This window comes from Stakelama flava, from assembly GCF_019351405.1.
Taxonomy (GTDB): domain Bacteria; phylum Pseudomonadota; class Alphaproteobacteria; order Sphingomonadales; family Sphingomonadaceae; genus Sphingomonas; species Sphingomonas flava_A.
Genome location: NZ_JAHWZX010000015.1, coordinates 51,822 through 67,607, shown reverse-complemented (window position 1 = coordinate 67,607; position 15,786 = coordinate 51,822). Strand labels below are relative to the sequence as shown.

Genomic DNA, 15,786 nt, shown 5'->3' with positions numbered 1-15,786 from the left:
CATGTTCACCGGAATCGTCACCGACATCGGCACCATCGAAACGGTCGAGCAGACCGGCGACCAACATGTGCGCATCGCCTGTGGGTACGACACAACCGAAATCGATCTCGGCGCTTCGATCAGTTGTTCCGGCGTGTGCCTGACCGTGGTCGACAAAGGGCCGGACTGGTTCGCGGTCGATGTTTCAGGCGAAACCGTATCGCGCACTGCGCCGGGCATGTGGCGCGGCGGCCAACGCCTGAATCTCGAACGCGCGCTCAAACTGGGCGATGAACTGGGCGGCCATATCGTGACCGGGCATGTCGACGGCGTCGGGCGCGTGGTGGAACTGCATGAGGAGGGCGGATCGGTTCGCGTGACGATCGCGGCAGGACCGGAGATCGCACCCTATATCGCGGCCAAGGGGTCGATCACGGTCGATGGCGTGTCGCTGACCGTCAACAGCGTGGAGGATGTCGCGGACGGCGTTCGCTTCGGCCTCAACATCATTCCGCATACGGCGGCGGTCACGACCTTTGCGTCGTTTGCGGTCGATCAGGCGGTAAATCTGGAGATCGACGTGCTGGCGCGCTATCTGAAGCGTATGCAGCAACTCAGCATCACACCTTGATGTGATTCTTTCGTTGGTTGTCACTTTGTGATGTGATAACGGCCAGCGCATGAGCACCCCATTAATTGATCGAATCCGCGATCTCGTCGCTTCGGGCGAGATGACGAGGGCCGGACTGGCACGCGCCGCCGGGCTGCACGCCAACTCGCTTCGCCGACTGGAAGAGAGCGACTGGAATCCCACCGCCGAAACGCTGCGCAAGCTGGAACGCTATCTGGCAAGCGGTGGCGGTGATGGCGTGATGGCGAGCGCAGAACAGATTATCGACGAAGCGCGCAATGGCCGCATGTTCATCCTCGTCGACGATGAGGATCGCGAGAATGAGGGCGATCTGGTCATCCCCGCTCAGATGGCGACCCCCGATGCGATCAACTTCATGGCGCGCTATGGCCGCGGTCTCATCTGCCTGTCGCTGACGCGCGAGCGGGTCGATGCGCTGGGCCTCGACCTGATGAGTCGCAGCAACGGCACCCGGCACGAAACCGCCTTCACCGTTTCGATCGAAGCGCGCGACGGCGTCACCACCGGCATTTCCGCCGCCGATCGTGCGCGCACGGTGGCGGTGGCGATCGATTCGTCCAAGGACGCCGATCATATCGTTACGCCGGGCCATGTCTTTCCGCTGGTCGCGCGCGAGGGCGGGGTGCTGGTGCGCGCCGGCCATACCGAGGCGGCGGTCGATGTTTCGCGGCTGGCCGGTCTGAACCCGTCGGGCGTGATTTGCGAGATCATGAAGGACGACGGCACGATGGCGCGGCTCGATGACCTGATCGAATTCGCCCGGACGCATCAGCTGAAGATCGGCACGATTCGCGACCTGATCGAATATCGCCGCCGCTATGACCATCTGGTCGAACGCCGCGCCGAAGCGAGCTTTACCAGCACATGGGGCGGTGACTGGAAGGTGATCAGCTTCTGGAACAAGGCCGCGTGCACCGAGCAGATCGCGCTGGTCAAGGGCCGGGTCGATCCCGACAAGCCGACGCTGGTACGCATGCACGCGCTCTCGCCCTTTGCCGATCTGTTCGGGGAAACGGGTGCGCGCGGCGGCCTGCTCCGCCGCTCAATGGAGATCATAGGCGAGGAGGGCGCGGGGGTCGTCGTCGTCATCAACAAACCGCGCGCCGATGCCTTTACCACCGCGATCGAGGCGAAGGCGGGCGTGCGCCCCGGATCGGACATGGAAGAACTGCGCGATTATGGTGTCGGCGCGATGATCCTGACCGATCTGGGCGTCGAGGAAATGGAACTGCTCACCAACAGCCATCACACGCTGATCGGTCTGGACGGCTATGGCCTGTCGATCGTTGGTGAGCGTGCAATCGATCTGGGGGAATAACGACATGGCCAAATTTCTGATCATCGAAGCGCGCTTTTACGAGCATCTGAACGATCAGCTTCTCGCCGGTGCGCGCGAAGCGATCGCGGCGGCGGGGCATGCGCATGAAACGATAACCGTGCCGGGGGCGCTGGAAATTCCCGGCGCATTGGCGCTTGCCGCCGAAACCGGGCGCTATGACGGCTTTGTGGCGATCGGTGTGGTGATCCGGGGCGAAACCTATCATTTCGAAATCGTCGCTGGCGAAAGCGCGCGCGGATTGATGGCGCTTTCGATGGACGGGCTGGCCGTCGGCAATGGCATCCTGACGGTGGAGAACGAAGCGCAGGCGCAGGTCCGCGCCGATCCTGCGCAAAAGAACAAGGGCGGAGAGGCTGCGCAGGCGGCGATCGCCATGTTCGAGCTGAAGAAACGCTTCGAATGACCCCCGTCCTGCATACCGAACGCCTGTTGCTGCGCCTGCCGGAGGCGGGTGACCTTGATGCATGGGCGGATTTTTCCGCCGATCCACAGACAATGGCACATCTGGGCGGGACGAGGTCGCGCGCGGAAAGCTGGCGCGCGCTATGCACGATGCGCGGCGCATGGGACATTCGCGGCTTCGCCATGTTTTCGGTGGTCGAGCGCGATACCGGCCGGTGGGTCGGGCGCATCGGCCCATGGCACCCCGAAGGCTGGCCCGGTCGCGAGGTCGGATGGGGCGTTGCGCGCGAATTTGCCGGGCGCGGCTATGCCTTTGAAGCGGCATGCGCGTGCATGGATTTCGCCTTCGACACGCTGGGCTGGGACCGGGTGATCCACACCATCGATCCGGACAATGCCCGGTCGATCACGCTGGCAAAGCGGTTGGGATCCGTCGATCAGGGACCGTGCACGCTGCCGCCGCCCTTTGCCGACCTGCCGGTCCGCGCCTGGGGGCAGGGCGCCAAGGACTGGCGCGCGAGGCGGATGTAGCGCGGCGGCCTTAACGCGCTGGCGAACCGCGCCATATTGCGCCACGATTGCGACCGTGAAACGCATGCTGTTCTTTCTTGGCGGCTGGGCTTCGCTCGGTCTTGGCGCGCTCGGCATTTTCCTGCCGCTGCTGCCTACAGTTCCGTTTGTGATCCTGGCAGCCTTCTGCTTCGCGCGCAGCAGCCCTGCGCTGGAACGTCGGCTGGTCGAACATCCGCGTTTCGGCCCGCATATCGTCGCCTGGCGCGAGGCGGGGGCGATTTCCCGCAAGGGAAAATGGGCGGCGAGCGCTGCCTTCATCGTCAGCATCGCCGCCGCCCTGTTCTGGCTTCACTGGCCCTGGATGCTCTTCCCGATCGCCGCGATGTGCGTCAGCGGCGCGTGGATATGGACCCGGCCGGAACGGTGACCGATCACTCCGCCGCCTGCACCTCAAGCGTGGGATAATCGGTATAGCCTTCGGGGCCGGGGGCGTACCACGTAGCCATATCGTCCTCGTTCAACGCGGTGTTTTTCGCGAAGCGCGCGGGCAGGTCGGGATTGGCCAGGAAAGGACGGCCGAACGCGATCGCGTCGACGCCGCCCGAATCGAGTGCTCCTGGGTGCCGCCATTCGCTCCCACCACGCCTGTCGCATAAAGAGAGTCGGGAATGGCACCATGGCCGCGCACCGTTGAAGCCAGGGGGGGCGTCCAGTATCTCGGCAAGCACGACGAGATCGTCGCCCGCCCCGGAGATTTGCGGTGCAGCACGGGCGGAAATTTCCGTTGACACGACCGACATCCCCTCATACCTGCGCATGAGAATAGTTCGCATTATCACATTTATCGGGGGCAAGGGTGAGTTTACGCGCGGGAAAAATCCGTATGCCGAAATCGGGAAGCATTTCCCTGATGGCGGCGATGATCGCAGGTTCGGCGCTTGCGACCCCTGCAAATGCCCAATCGGACGATGTGTCGGTTGCCGGAAAGCAATCCGAACCGGTGCGGGAAAAAAATGCCGATGGCGACGACATCGTCGTCAGCGGAAAATACACCATCGACAGCAAGATCGACACCGCTACCGGCCTGGGACTGACGGTGCAGGAGACACCCCAGTCGGTCAGCGTCATCACATCGCAGCGCATCATCGACCAGAACCTGATCAGCGTAGCCGATGTGATCCAGAATGCCGTGGGCGTTACGGTTTCCGAAGTCGACGATGTGCGCAACAATTTCTACGCGCGCGGTTTCGACATCACCAATTACCAGATCGACGGCGTTCCGCTGGCATGGACGCTGGCCGGCGGCAAGGGCGAAACCAATATCGACGTGTCGATCTATGACCGGGTGGAGATCGTACGCGGCGCGACGGGCCTGCTGACGGGCGTGGGCGATCCGTCCGCATCGGTCAATCTGGTGCGCAAGCATGCCGACAGGACCGAACTTGGCGGCTATCTTACCGCCAGTTACGGCAGCTGGGATACCTGGCGCGCGTCCGGCGATATCGGGGGGCGGGTCACCGCCGACGGCAGTCTTCGTTTCCGCCTTGTCGGTCGTTATGAAGAGGGCGACAGCTATATCGACCTTTATCATAATAAGAAATGGCTGGTTTACGGCACCATAGATGCCGATGTGACCGACACGACCCTGTTGCGCCTTGGCGTCAGCCATCAGCGCGGCACACCCACGGCACCGGCATGGGGCGCCTTGCCGACCTTCTTCTCGGACGGCTCAGCCACCGACTGGTCGCGATCGAAAAGCACTTCGGCCGACTGGACCTACTGGAACACAACAAACCAGAATCTCTACGCCACCCTACGCCAGCAGATCGGCGACAGATGGAAGCTCACGCTCAACTACAACCGGATGCGCAACGCCGAACAGGCCAAGCTGCTTTACCTGTCGGGCACCGTTGACGTCGATACCGGCGTGATCGGATCGACCTACCCCTATAAGGATGAGGGCGAGAGCATCCAGAACAGTTTCGACGGCCAGTTGAAAGGATCGGTGAACCTGTTCGGCCGCGACCATGATGTCGTGATCGGCGCGCTGCGCAGCGTTCAGAAGCTCTACACCAACAGCTTCAGTGCCCTGTATGTCCCCGACAACCCCGACTTCGTTGCCGATGGCGGCTCCACCGTGCCCGATCCGGGTTTTTCCCCGACGCCCTATCTCGCGGTCGATCAGAAGATCGTTCAGACCGGAATTTACGGCGCGGTGCGCGCCAACCTGTCCGACCGGTTAAAGGTAATCGGCGGGGGCAGAATCGCCAGCTGGAAACAGAAGGGTCTGAGTTATGGCGTGGAGAGCGATTATGGCGACAAGGGCGTTTTCATCCCGTATGCCGGCGTGCTTTACGACATCGTTCCCGGCATAAGGGCCTATGCCAGTTTCACGCGGATATTCACGCCGCAAAGCGAGATTGACGCCAATCTCAGGCAATTGCCTCCGATCGAGGGGGATTCGTACGAAATCGGCCTGAAGAATTCCTTCTTCAATGATGCGCTGCAAACCTCGATCGCGCTGTTCCGCATAAAGCAGAACAATCTGGCGCAGGTCGACAACGATGCGCCGCAGATCACCCCGCCGGGCGGCCTTCCGCAGCAACCCTATGTCGCGAGCGACGGAGCCACCAGCAAGGGATTTGAGATCGAAGCCACCGGCTCGCCGTTGCCGGGCTGGAATCTGAACTTCGGTTACAGCCAGTTCAGTATCGAGGACGCCGACGGTGCCAACGTCAACACCGACCAGCCGCGCAAGCTGCTGAAGCTGTTCACCACCTATGCGATCGATAAGCTGACTCTGGGCGGCGGCGTGAATTATCGCAGCAAGGCGTATAGCGAGGGGGTAAATCCGGTGACCGGCGGCGCGTTCCGATTTCAACAGGACGGCTATGCGCTGGTTAATCTGATGGCGCGGTACAGGCTGACGGATAATGTCGAAATTCAGGGCAACATCGAAAATCTGTTCGACAAGAAATATTACAGCCAGATCGGCTTCTACAGCCAGTATCGCTATGGCGCGCCGCGCAATTTCACCCTGAGCGCCAGCTACCGTTTCCAATGAAGCTGTCTCGTTCGGGTGGCGGCGCGACGGCACGAGCGGAACAATGCATGGATAGGATTGGGTGAAACGGAAGGACGCGGCTTGGAATTCGACGCCGCCGACCCGGTTTCCGGCGGTGGCGCGCGCGGTGCGCCGTCAGGGCGTGTGATCCCTCCCCCAGTCGCGATCCGGCGTGGTTCCCAGCACGAAATCGAGCGTGCCGCCGCTGGCGACGAAATCGGCGGGCAGCAGCGGCTGTTTCACCGCCCGGCCGTTCAGGCGAAGCGCGCTGACATAGGGTGCGTCCGGCGCCGCGCCCTGTCCGCGTATCGTGATGTCGGCGCCCGGCCGGGTGATGGTGGCTTCGGGGAAGAGCGGGCTTCCCACCACCAGATCGGCGCGTCCGGGATAGAGCGGGTACAGGCCGAGCGCGGACCAGACATACCAGGACGACATCTGGCCCAGATCGTCATTGCCCGAAATGCCGTCGGGGCGGTTGGTCCAGATTTGCCGCATTGCCGCGCGCACCGTTTCCTGCGTCTTCCAGGGTTGACCGACAAAATCGTACAGCCAGGGGGAGGCGATCGAGGGTTCATTGTCCAGCTCGGCGTGTAGCGGCCCCGATTTGGTTACCGCCCAACCGCCACCTTCGTCGCGGAAAAAGGCGTCGAGCCGCCGCGCCGTGGCGGCTTTTCCGCCCAGCGCATCGATCAGGCCCGCCGGATCGAACGGCACCATCCACAGATATTGCGCGCCGCTGCCTTCGACAAAGCCATCGTCGGACGCGGGATCGAATGCGGGCCAGCTGCCATCGGCGTTGCGCGGCTGGATATAGCCGCCCTGCGCGCCGGCGGCGGGATTGAACAGGTTGCGCCAATAGCCCGATCGTTCGCGAAAGCGCTTTTCGCCCGCCCGGTCGCCGACGGCGCGCGCCAGTTCGGCCATGCCGAAATCGGCCGCCGCCATTTCCAGCGTGTCCGCCGCCGAACCCCATCCCGGCGCGCCCACCGGCATGTAATGCAGCTTCAGCCATTGATCGAGGCCGGGCCGCTGTCCAATGCAAAGCACCGGGCATCCGGTACGGCTGAGGTCCTTTTGCGTCGGTACGGTCGCGGCGCGCTTCAGCGAGGCATAGGCGCGTTCCAGATCGAACGACCGGCCGCCGAATGCATGGATGGCGGCAAGCGATTGCGGCGACGGATCGCCGTTCATCACGCTGGTCGCGCCGGTCACATGCGTCCATCGGTCCCACACGCCGCCATTCTGATCGGCCTGATTGAGCAGCGACTGGGCGATGTCCGACCCACGCGCGGGATCGAGCAGCGTCACCAGCTGCAATTGTGAACGATAGACGTCCCAGCCCGAATAATTGGCATATTGCGCGTTCTGCCCGTCCGACAGGTGATGTACCTGACCGTCGAACCCGCGATATCGCCCGTCGGTATCGCTGTAGAGATTGGGTTCAAGCAGCGTGTGGTACAGCGCGGTATAGAAAACGGTGCGATCGTCGCTGTCGCCGCCGGTGATCGCGATCTGGCCCAGTGTGCGGTTCCACACCTTGCGCGCCGCCGCCTGCGCCGATGCGATCGTGGTCTTTGCCGGGCTTTCCGCGTTCAGGTTCGCGCGTGCGCCGGCTTCGTCGACATAGGATATACCAATACGGACATTGACCGCCCGCCCGGCATTGTCGTCGAACCGGATCCATCCGCCCGCGCCCTTGCCCGCCGGAGGATGGCCGCGCGTGCCGTAACTCGTTCCGCCGCCGCCGTCGGTCGCGCCCTCGCTCACTATATCGTCGCGCCAGGTACCGCCGACTTCGAACGGCTGGTCGAAAACCGCCACGAAATGCAGCGTATAATAGCTTTCGCGGCGGTCCTCGGCCAGATAGCCGCAGAAATTGCCCGCCGTTACCGATCCCGTAACGGTGCGGTGCGCGGCATCGATATGGATGGTGGAGGCGGTGCTTCCCACCTCGCTGTCGGACGTGCGGAACAGCAGATTTGCCGGTCTGTCCTTCGGGAAGGCGAAATGCCCGACCGCAGTGCGCTGCGTGGCGGAGAGCGCCACCTCCACGCCGTTGTCCAGCGTCACCGAATAGCTGCCGGGTGCGGCCTTTTCCTTCGCATGGTCGATGATGCTGGCGTACATCAGTGCCGCCTCGACCGACGACGGGGAGATATCGACGGCGCGTGTCACCGGCATGATGGGAATATCGCCGCTCGCCCCGGTGCAGCCGGTTCCCGACAAATGGGTGAGGCTGAACCCGCGCACGCCGTTGGCGCGCCATTCATAGCCGCCCGGTGCGGCGATCGGGAAGCCATAGCCGGGAAGCGGCGTTTCCTCCGGGCTGAAGGCGACCATGCCGAACGGCATGGTGGCGCCGGGATAGACATTGCCGCCGTTGGTGGTGCCGATGAACGGATTGACTTCGTCCGCAGGGGCGGGGGCGTGCTGCGCCATGGCGGGTACTACCCCGACCAGTGCCGCCGCTGCGGCCATCGTCCATCGTATCATCATATTCCCCGCTGCGTCTCAATGGGCAGCGCCTCGTCGCCCGGTGTTTCCGCCGCCCGCATCGGCGCGTCCATCGCCACTGCGATCGCGCCCAGCGGCCCGGCAAGCGCCCCCAGTTCGGGAGCGATCACATATTCGCCATCGCCCGGCAGCGGCATATAGCGGTTCAGGCTGCGCTCCAGCCGGGCGTTGATACGCGGAAGGAGATGGGGTTGCCCTGAAATAACCCCGCCGCCCATCGCGACGCGCATCGGCCCGGTCGTGCAGGCCAGCGCGTGTACCATCACCGCCAGATATTCGACCATCGGCTCCCACACCGGATCGTCCGGCGCAACATCGGCAATGTCGCGCCCCTTCAGCCGTGCCTTCAGCGCGCTTCCCGATGCCAGCCCTTCGACGCAATCGTCATGAAAGCGGCAGATGCTGACAAAATCATCGCCGGGCAGGCGCGGCACGCGGATATGGCCGATTTCGCTGTGGCTGAACCCGCGGGAGGGGCGGCCGTGAACGATCAACCCCACCCCGACGCCCGTACCCACGGTCACATAGGCGAAATCGTCAAGGCCGCGTGCGCTGCCCCAGCGCATTTCGGCGAGTGCGGCCCCGTTGACGTCGGTATCGAACCCGATCGGCACCGAAAAGGCGGATCGCAGCGGGCCGACGATATCCGCGCCTTCCCATTCCGCCTTGTTGGTCGCGCCCACACGGCCATAGCCTTTGCGATCGGGATGGATGTGGATCGGGCCGAAGGAGGCGATGCCGAGCGCTTCAAAGCCGTGCGACTGCCACCATCCGTCAAGCACCGCCTGAATCGCGGGCAAGGTTTCCCATGGCACTGTGGTCGCGATGACGCGCTGTTCGCGAACATCGTCGGGCCCGTTCGCCAGGGTGCAGACGCATTTCGTGCCGCCCAGTTCGACGCCGGCGAAAAGGCGGGGGGAGTCCGTCCTGCCCGCCGTCACCGACGCACCCCCGCCGCGCGTGCATGGCACGGATCGGCAGCCTGTGGCGCGGTGCCGATCAGCGCTGACCGGAACCGGGGTTGCGACGGGTAAAAACGATTAGGCACAAAAAGCTCCGATCACACGAAAAGCGGGGTTGAAAAAAAGGTACGCGCCGCTCGCCGGGCGCGAAACGGACAGCCAGTGCCGGGCCTGACGCCTCCGCCGTCCGGGCGGGCGAGGGTGGAAAGGCTCGCTTCGCTCATCCGGCGGTGCTGGCGAAGGAGGGTGGCCGGTCCTGCCTTGCGCTGCCGAACCGGGACGGACGCTCGCCCATAGTGAACACCAGTTCGCCGCCGAGCGCCAGTTGCGAATGCGCGATCCAGTTTCGTGTCCAGGGCCTGCCATTCCAGCGCACTGACTGAACATAAGGCGTTTCGGCCGAATTTCCGTTCGCGCGAACGGTCAGCGTTCTGCCTTGCCCCAGCGTAAGCTGCGCGACGTCGAACAGGGGGGAGCCGAAGACATACGTCGCGCTTACCGGATCGACCGGATAGAAACCCAGCGACGACAGGATGAACCATGCGCTCATCTGCCCGCAATCGTCGTTGCCGATCACCCCGTCGGGGTCGGCCTTGTACATTTCGGTCAGCAGCCGGCGGACCATCGCCTGCGTCTTCCACGGCGCGCCGCAATAGGCGTACAGATAGGCGACGTGCTGATCGGGTTCGTTGCCATGCGCATATTGGCCGACCAGTCCCGAAATATCGGGCGGTGCGTTATCGGGCAACGTCGACGGACCGTTGAACAGCGCGTCGAGTTTCGCCTCGAACTTCGCGTCGCCGCCGAAATGGTCGATCAGGCCGTAAATGTCATGCTGGTTGAGAAACGTCGCCTGCCAGCCATTGGCTTCGGTATAATCGCGCCATGTATCGACATCGTGACCGATCTGGATCGGGTCATAGTCGTGCCACCAGCTGCCGTCGCTGAAGCGCGGACGGGCAAAGCCGATATCGGGATCGATGACGTTGCGATAGTTGCGCGATCGCGTGCGCAGCGCGGCTGCATCGTCCTTTGCGCCGACGGCATCGGCGATATGCGCCATCGCCCAGTCGTCATAGGCATATTCCTGCGTCCGGCTGACCGATTCCCACACCTTGTCACAGGGGATATAGCCCAGATCGTAATAGAAACCGCGGCCCAGCGTGCTGTCGATATCCTGAAAATCACGATCGAAGGCGCGGCGGCGGATATGTGGCCATGCCGCGGCGTAATCCGCCTCGATCCCCTTGGCATGCGCTTCGGCGAGCACCGATACGGCGTGCCAGCCGATCATCGTGCCGGTTTCCACCCCCTGTAAGGGCCAGACCGGCGGCCCATCGGGACTTTGCGCCGTCTGCCGGCATAGATCGCGGGTCAGCAAAGCCGCCCGGTCGGGCGCGATCAGTGTCAGCAGCGGATGCAGCGCGCGATAGGTGTCCCACAGCGAATAGGTGCTGTAGGCTTCCTCACCCTTGGGTGCCTGATGAACCTTGCGGTCCAGCCCGATATAGCGTCCGTCCCGATCGGTGAAGAGCGTCGGTGCAAGCAATGTATGATACAGCGCGCTCGCCATGATCGTGCGCTGACCGGCGCTACCGCCCGTTACGCGCAGCTTGTTGAGCTGCGTGGCCCAGACGCCCCGCGCCGCGCGGACCGCGCCGTCGAAATCCCATCCGGGGGCTTCGCCGGACAGCGCATCGTGCGCGCCCTGTATGTCGACCGCCGACAGTCCGGTCTTTATCAGGATCGGATCGCCGCCCGCATCGTCGAAGAAGAAGGCCGCCTTTATCCGATTGCCGCTGATCCGTGTCGCGCCATCAGGGGCGGGCTGGCCGTCGTCACCGAAAAACTGCACCCGGTCGGGCTTTCGCGACAGCGCCATCGCGAAATAGATGTGCCGCCCCTTGGCCCAGCGATTGACCTGTCGTCCGCCGGTCAGCATCCCGTCCGGATCAAGCGTCAGGGTTGCGTCTTCGACGACGACCCCCTTGTCCCAATCGTCCTCGATCGCATGGGCGAAGTCGATCAGGATATGACCTGGCCCGGAAGCGAAGCGATAGCGATGCAGTCCGCACCGCTCGGTAACGGTCAGTTCTGCCTGCACGCCGGATTCCAGCGCGACGCGATAATAGCCCGGCTCTGCGAATTCGTCCGAAAAGCGCTGACGATAGCCCTTGTCGGGATCATCGGCGGGGCCGGGACGCAGCGCCAGCGGCTGCCGCGTCGGCACCACCAATATGTCGAGCATGTCGCCGATGCCCGTTCCCGACAAATGGGTGTGGCTGAACCCCATGATCGAGCCATCGTCCTGATGATAGCCCGAACAGGCGTCCCAGCCATGGGTGTTGGTGTCGGGGCTCAATTGCGCCATGCCGAAGGGTAGCGAAGCGCCGGGAAACGTATGGCCATGACCGCCCGTCCCGATGAACAGGTCGGGTTTGCCGCTGCTCGGCGCTTGCGCCCAGCCGGCGGCCGGGATCGCCGCGCCGATTGCGGCAAGCCCGCTTCCGGCAAGCAGGCGGCGGCGGCTTGTGGGCAGGATCGCCGGCGATTTGTCGGCGCTCATGCTCCGATGCTCCCGGCCAGGATCGCAGGTTTGCGTTCGGCCAATTCGACGATCAACTGCCCGAACAACGCGTTGGCCCATGCGAACCAGGATCGCGTGAAATCGGACGGATCGTCCTTGTTGAAGCTTTCGTGCATGAACCCGGTTCCGGCATGGCTGGTCTTCAGCCAGTGCAGGCACTGCCGGATGGTCGCATCGTCATCGGCGTTCATCGCATGGGTGATGATCGACATCGGCCAGATCATGTCCATGCCGATATGCGGCCCGCCAATCCCCTCGGCCGCCTTGCCCTGGAAGAAATACGGGTTGCGTGTCGACCAGGCGAGATCGGCGGTGCGGCGGAACAGCGGGTCGTCGTGGCTCACCACGCCCAGCATCGCAAGCCCCGACAGGCTGGGCACATTGGCATCGTCCATGAAGATGTAATTGCCGAAACCGTCGATTTCATATGCCCAGACCTGGCCGCCCTTGCCGTCGGGGATGAGCGCGTGCCGTTTCAGCACACCTTCGACCTCATCGGCGAGCGCTTCGGCATCGCGTGCCGCAGCATCGTCGCCACGCGCTTCACGATGGACCTGCGCGATTTTGCGCAGCACCGAAACCGCGAACAGGTTCGACGGGATCAGAAAGGGGTACAGGCACGCATCGTCGGACGGTCGGAACATCGAATGGATCAGGCCGATCTTCTTCGTCGGTCGGCCATAGCCGCCCAGCATCAGCGTATCGGTGGGCGCCAGCGCCTTTCGCTGGAAATGATACGGCCCGCGACCCTCCTTTCGCTGCTGCACCCGGAACGTGTGGACGGCCAGCTTCATCGCCTCGCTCCACCGGTCGTCGAACGGTGTCTTGTCGCGCGTGCGTTTCCAATATTCGTGGCTGAGCCGCATCGGATAACACAGCGAATCGATTTCCCACTTCCGCTCGGCAACGCCCGGCTTCATGTCGGTCTGATCGGTTTGCGACCATTCCAGTTTCGATGGCGCGGTCGGGTCCTTGTCAAACGCATTGGCGTACGGATCGATCAGGATGCACCGCGCCTGACGCTGGATCAGTCCCTGGAACAGCGCCTTCAGCTTCGCGTCCCTGCCGACAAGGTGGATATAGGGCTGAACCTGCGCCGAACTGTCGCGCAGCCACATCGCCTCGATATCGCCGGTGATGACGAACGTGTCGGGTCGGCCGTCGATCGTCCCCGTCTGCACCGTGGTGTCGAGCGTGTTGGGATAGCAATTTTCGAACATCCAGGCGAGTTCGGGATCCGCGATCATGCGCTTTACCCGCGCGATTTCGGCCTCAATCGCCGGACTGGTGAAATTGCGTTTCGCAGGGGCCGGCCGCTTGCTGACGAACGTCGCGGCGCGCGCGGTTCGCGGCAGTGCGGCGGCAAGCGCGAGCGCGCCCGCACCGCCAAGGATTTCGCGACGGCTGGGGGTCATGGCCGCTCCCCCGATGTCGTGGCGGGCGCACTCAGTGAAAAGGGCACATCGGCGGGGGCCGTGCCCCATTGCTTGTTGGGCTGTGATCCCATGACAAAGGTCAGCGTGCCGCCCTGTTCCAGCGCGTCGTGCGTCAGGAACGTCTTGTCATGCGGTTTGCCGTTGAACGTCACCGACTGGACATAGACATTTTGCGGGCTGTTATTCTGCGCGGTGATGCGCAGCGTCTTGCCCGACGGCATGCGCAGTACGCTGTCGCGGAACAGCGGGCTGCCGATCGCATATTGGCCGGTCGCCGATGCGACGGGATAGAATCCCAGCGCCGAAAAGACATACCAGGCCGATGTCTGGCCATTATCCTCATCGCCCGGATAGCCGTCGGGCGTGGGCGCATACAGCTTCGCCATGATGTCGCGGACATGATATTGCGTCTTCCATGGCGCGCCTGCCCAATCGTACAGATAGGGCATGTGCTGGATAGGCTGGTTGCCATGGGCGTACTGGCCCATATCGACGATCTGCATCTCGCGGATTTCATGGATCGTCTGACCATAATAGCTGTCGTCGAAGATCGGCGGCGTGGTGAAGATCGAATCGAGCCGGTCGACGAATTTCCGGCGTCCGCCCATCAGGTCGATCAGGCCCTGCGGGTCCTGCATCACCGCCCAGCTGTAATGCAGCGCATTGCCTTCGGTGAAGGCATCGCCCCATTTGTACGGATTGAACGGCGTCTCCCACGATCCGTCGCGGTTGCGGCCGCGGATCCAGCCGCTCTGCGGATCGTACAGCTTGCGATAATTCAGCGCCTTTCGCGCATATTCGCGGGCATCGGCATCCTTGCCCAACGCTTTGGCCATTTGCGAGATGGAAAAATCGGCGGTGGCGTATTCCAGCGTGCGTGCGGCATTTTCGTTGATGCCGACATCATAGGGGACATAGCCGAGCCGGTTGTAATATTCGACGCCTTCGCGGCCCACCGCCTCGACGACACGGCCGCGCTTGTCGGTCGGGCGCCCCTCGCTGGTCGTCGCGTTCTTGATCATCGCCTGGTACAGCGTTTCGGCATCGAAGCCGCGCACGCCGTTGATATAGGCATCGGCGATCAGGTTCGCCGAATTGGACCCGATCATGACGTCGCGATAGCCCGGACTCGCCCATTCGGGCAGCCAGCCGCCTTCCTTGTACGTATTGACCAGCCCTTGCATGATCTGGCTGTCGCGTTCGGGGTACATCAGCGCGAAGAAGGGGAAGACCGCGCGCCAGGTGTCCCAGAAGCCGTTATCGGTATAAAGATACCCGTCATGCACCTTTCCGTCATACGGGCTGTAGTGGATGATCTTGCCGTCCGCGTCCTTTTCAAAGAATTCGCGCGGAAATTGCAGCATGCGGTACAGCGCCGAATAGAAGGTGCGCCGGTTCTGCTGATCGGGATCGTTCACCCGGACCCGTGACAGTTCCGTTTCCCACGCGGCCTTCGCCTTGGCCTTTGTCGTTTCGAAACTGTCGCCGCCGATTTCGTTGTCAAGGTTGCGCTGCGCCTGTTCGGGGCTGATGAAGGAAGAGGCGACCTTCACATGCACCTGCTCGCCCGCCCGCGTCTTGAAACTCACCACCGCGCCGACATGATCGCCCTCGCGATCGGTATCGGCGGTCAACTGGCCGTTATCGTCCCAGGTCCGTGTAACGGTGAAATCATGGTCGAACTGGGCGACGAAATAATTGTGGAAATTGTCGGGAACGCCGCCGTGATTGTTGCGGACATAGCCGGTGATGCGCCGGTTCTTCGCGTCAATTCTGACCATCGACCCGCCGGCAAGCGCGTCGAGCAGGATGTGCGCGTCGTCCGCCTTGGGAAAGGTGAAACAGAATTGCGCCGCGCGCGCGGTCGGCGCGACTTCGGCGGTCACGTCGTAATCGGCGAGGAACACCTTGTAGGAATAAGGATGCGCTTCTTCCGCCTTGTGGCTGAACCAGCTTCCGCGTTCTTCCTGCCCGATCTTCAGTTCGCCCGTTTCGGCCATCAGCGAAAAGGCGGCGTAATCGTTCATCCATGGGCTGGGCTGATGCGTCTGCTTGATGCCGTTGATCTTCTCGTCATCATAGGTGTAGCCCCAGCCGCTGCCCGGCTTGCCCGTTACTGGCGTCCAGCTGTTCATGCCAAACGGCACCGCGACCGCCGGATAGGTGTTGCCATAGGACAGGCGATAGCTGGAATCGGTGCCCATCAGCGGGTTGATCAGATCGACCAGCGCTGTTTGCGGTTGCGCGTCCTGCGCCAGTGCCGGACCGGCGGATATCGACGTGCCGGTCAGGGCGAGTGCCGCCGTCGCAGTTTTCAGGGCGGCTCGGCTGATCATTC

At 63.1% G+C, this 15,786-nt stretch carries 12 protein-coding genes; 6 read left to right on the top strand and 6 right to left on the bottom strand.

From position 1 onward, the window contains the following. The first annotated feature begins 1 nt into the window (after position 1). The 5 genes from KY084_RS13940 to KY084_RS13920 all read left to right on the top strand — a co-directional run bounded on the left by KY084_RS13940 (position 2) and on the right by KY084_RS13920 (position 3,312). Positions 2 to 610, top strand: coding sequence for a riboflavin synthase (locus KY084_RS13940; protein ID WP_219239086.1), 609 nt, complete (start codon positions 2 to 4; stop codon positions 608 to 610). A 49-nt stretch (positions 611 to 659) separates the two neighbouring features. Next, complete coding sequence (ribB, locus tag KY084_RS13935; RefSeq protein WP_219239085.1) at positions 660 to 1,949, top strand: 3,4-dihydroxy-2-butanone-4-phosphate synthase; 1,290 nt, start codon at positions 660 to 662, stop codon at positions 1,947 to 1,949. Between the two features lie 4 nt (positions 1,950 to 1,953). Beyond that, a complete protein-coding gene (ribH, locus tag KY084_RS13930; RefSeq protein ID WP_219239084.1) occupies positions 1,954 to 2,373 on the top strand; it encodes a 6,7-dimethyl-8-ribityllumazine synthase in 420 nt (139 codons plus the stop codon). Continuing rightward, entirely contained in the window at positions 2,370 to 2,903 is a 534-nt protein-coding gene (locus KY084_RS13925) for a GNAT family N-acetyltransferase (RefSeq protein ID WP_219239083.1), read from the top strand. Before ribH ends, KY084_RS13925 begins: the two co-directional genes overlap by 4 nt. Before the next feature lie 64 nt (positions 2,904 to 2,967). After that, on the top strand, positions 2,968 to 3,312 hold the full coding sequence (locus KY084_RS13920) for a YbaN family protein (protein ID WP_219239106.1): 345 nt from the start codon (positions 2,968 to 2,970) through the stop codon (positions 3,310 to 3,312). Positions 3,313 to 3,316: 4 nt separating this feature from the next. Here KY084_RS13920 and KY084_RS16810 read toward each other — a convergent pair whose 3' ends face one another. Then, entirely contained in the window at positions 3,317 to 3,676 is a 360-nt protein-coding gene (locus KY084_RS16810; protein WP_219239082.1) for a hypothetical protein, read from the bottom strand. Between the two features lie 119 nt (positions 3,677 to 3,795). On the opposite strand from KY084_RS16810, the gene KY084_RS13910 reads away from it, so the two are divergent. After that, positions 3,796 to 5,949, top strand: a complete 2,154-nt coding sequence (locus KY084_RS13910) for a TonB-dependent siderophore receptor (RefSeq protein WP_485116214.1) — start codon at positions 3,796 to 3,798, stop codon at positions 5,947 to 5,949. A gap of 135 nt (positions 5,950 to 6,084) precedes the next feature. Here the strand turns inward: KY084_RS13910 and KY084_RS13905 are convergent, their stop codons facing one another. The 5 genes from KY084_RS13905 to KY084_RS13885 form a co-directional block, all read right to left on the bottom strand. Further along, positions 6,085 to 8,445, bottom strand: coding sequence for a GH92 family glycosyl hydrolase (locus tag KY084_RS13905; protein ID WP_246587165.1), 2,361 nt, complete (start codon positions 8,443 to 8,445; stop codon positions 6,085 to 6,087). Then, positions 8,442 to 9,404, bottom strand: a complete 963-nt coding sequence (locus KY084_RS13900) for an ROK family protein (protein ID WP_219239081.1) — start codon at positions 9,402 to 9,404, stop codon at positions 8,442 to 8,444. The genes KY084_RS13905 and KY084_RS13900 overlap by 4 nt, the downstream gene beginning before the upstream one ends. Positions 9,405 to 9,645: 241 nt before the next feature. Continuing rightward, positions 9,646 to 11,991, bottom strand: a complete 2,346-nt coding sequence (locus tag KY084_RS13895; protein WP_219239080.1) for a GH92 family glycosyl hydrolase — start codon at positions 11,989 to 11,991, stop codon at positions 9,646 to 9,648. Next, entirely contained in the window at positions 11,988 to 13,427 is a 1,440-nt protein-coding gene (locus KY084_RS13890) for a glycoside hydrolase family 125 protein (protein WP_219239079.1), read from the bottom strand. The genes KY084_RS13895 and KY084_RS13890 overlap by 4 nt, the downstream gene beginning before the upstream one ends. Beyond that, positions 13,424 to 15,784, bottom strand: coding sequence for a GH92 family glycosyl hydrolase (locus KY084_RS13885; protein WP_219239078.1), 2,361 nt, complete (start codon positions 15,782 to 15,784; stop codon positions 13,424 to 13,426). The genes KY084_RS13890 and KY084_RS13885 overlap by 4 nt, the downstream gene beginning before the upstream one ends. Between the last annotated feature and the right edge of the window lie 2 nt (positions 15,785 to 15,786).

Bases quoted from the DNA above. Each gene is read 5' to 3' on its own strand.
- KY084_RS13940 (WP_219239086.1), top strand. From the start codon at position 2: ATGTTCACCGGAATCGTCACCGACATCGGCACCATCGAAACGGTCGAG.
- ribB (WP_219239085.1), top strand. From the start codon at position 660: ATGAGCACCCCATTAATTGATCGAATCCGCGATCTCGTCGCTTCGGGC.
- ribH (WP_219239084.1), top strand. From the start codon at position 1,954: ATGGCCAAATTTCTGATCATCGAAGCGCGCTTTTACGAGCATCTGAAC.
- KY084_RS13925 (WP_219239083.1), top strand. From the start codon at position 2,370: ATGACCCCCGTCCTGCATACCGAACGCCTGTTGCTGCGCCTGCCGGAG.
- KY084_RS13920 (WP_219239106.1), top strand. From the start codon at position 2,968: ATGCTGTTCTTTCTTGGCGGCTGGGCTTCGCTCGGTCTTGGCGCGCTC.
- KY084_RS13910 (WP_485116214.1), top strand. From the start codon at position 3,796: ATGGCGGCGATGATCGCAGGTTCGGCGCTTGCGACCCCTGCAAATGCC.
- KY084_RS13905 (WP_246587165.1), bottom strand. From the start codon at position 8,445: ATGATGATACGATGGACGATGGCCGCAGCGGCGGCACTGGTCGGGGTA.
- KY084_RS13895 (WP_219239080.1), bottom strand. From the start codon at position 11,991: ATGAGCGCCGACAAATCGCCGGCGATCCTGCCCACAAGCCGCCGCCGC.
- KY084_RS13890 (WP_219239079.1), bottom strand. From the start codon at position 13,427: ATGACCCCCAGCCGTCGCGAAATCCTTGGCGGTGCGGGCGCGCTCGCG.
- KY084_RS13885 (WP_219239078.1), bottom strand. From the start codon at position 15,784: ATGATCAGCCGAGCCGCCCTGAAAACTGCGACGGCGGCACTCGCCCTG.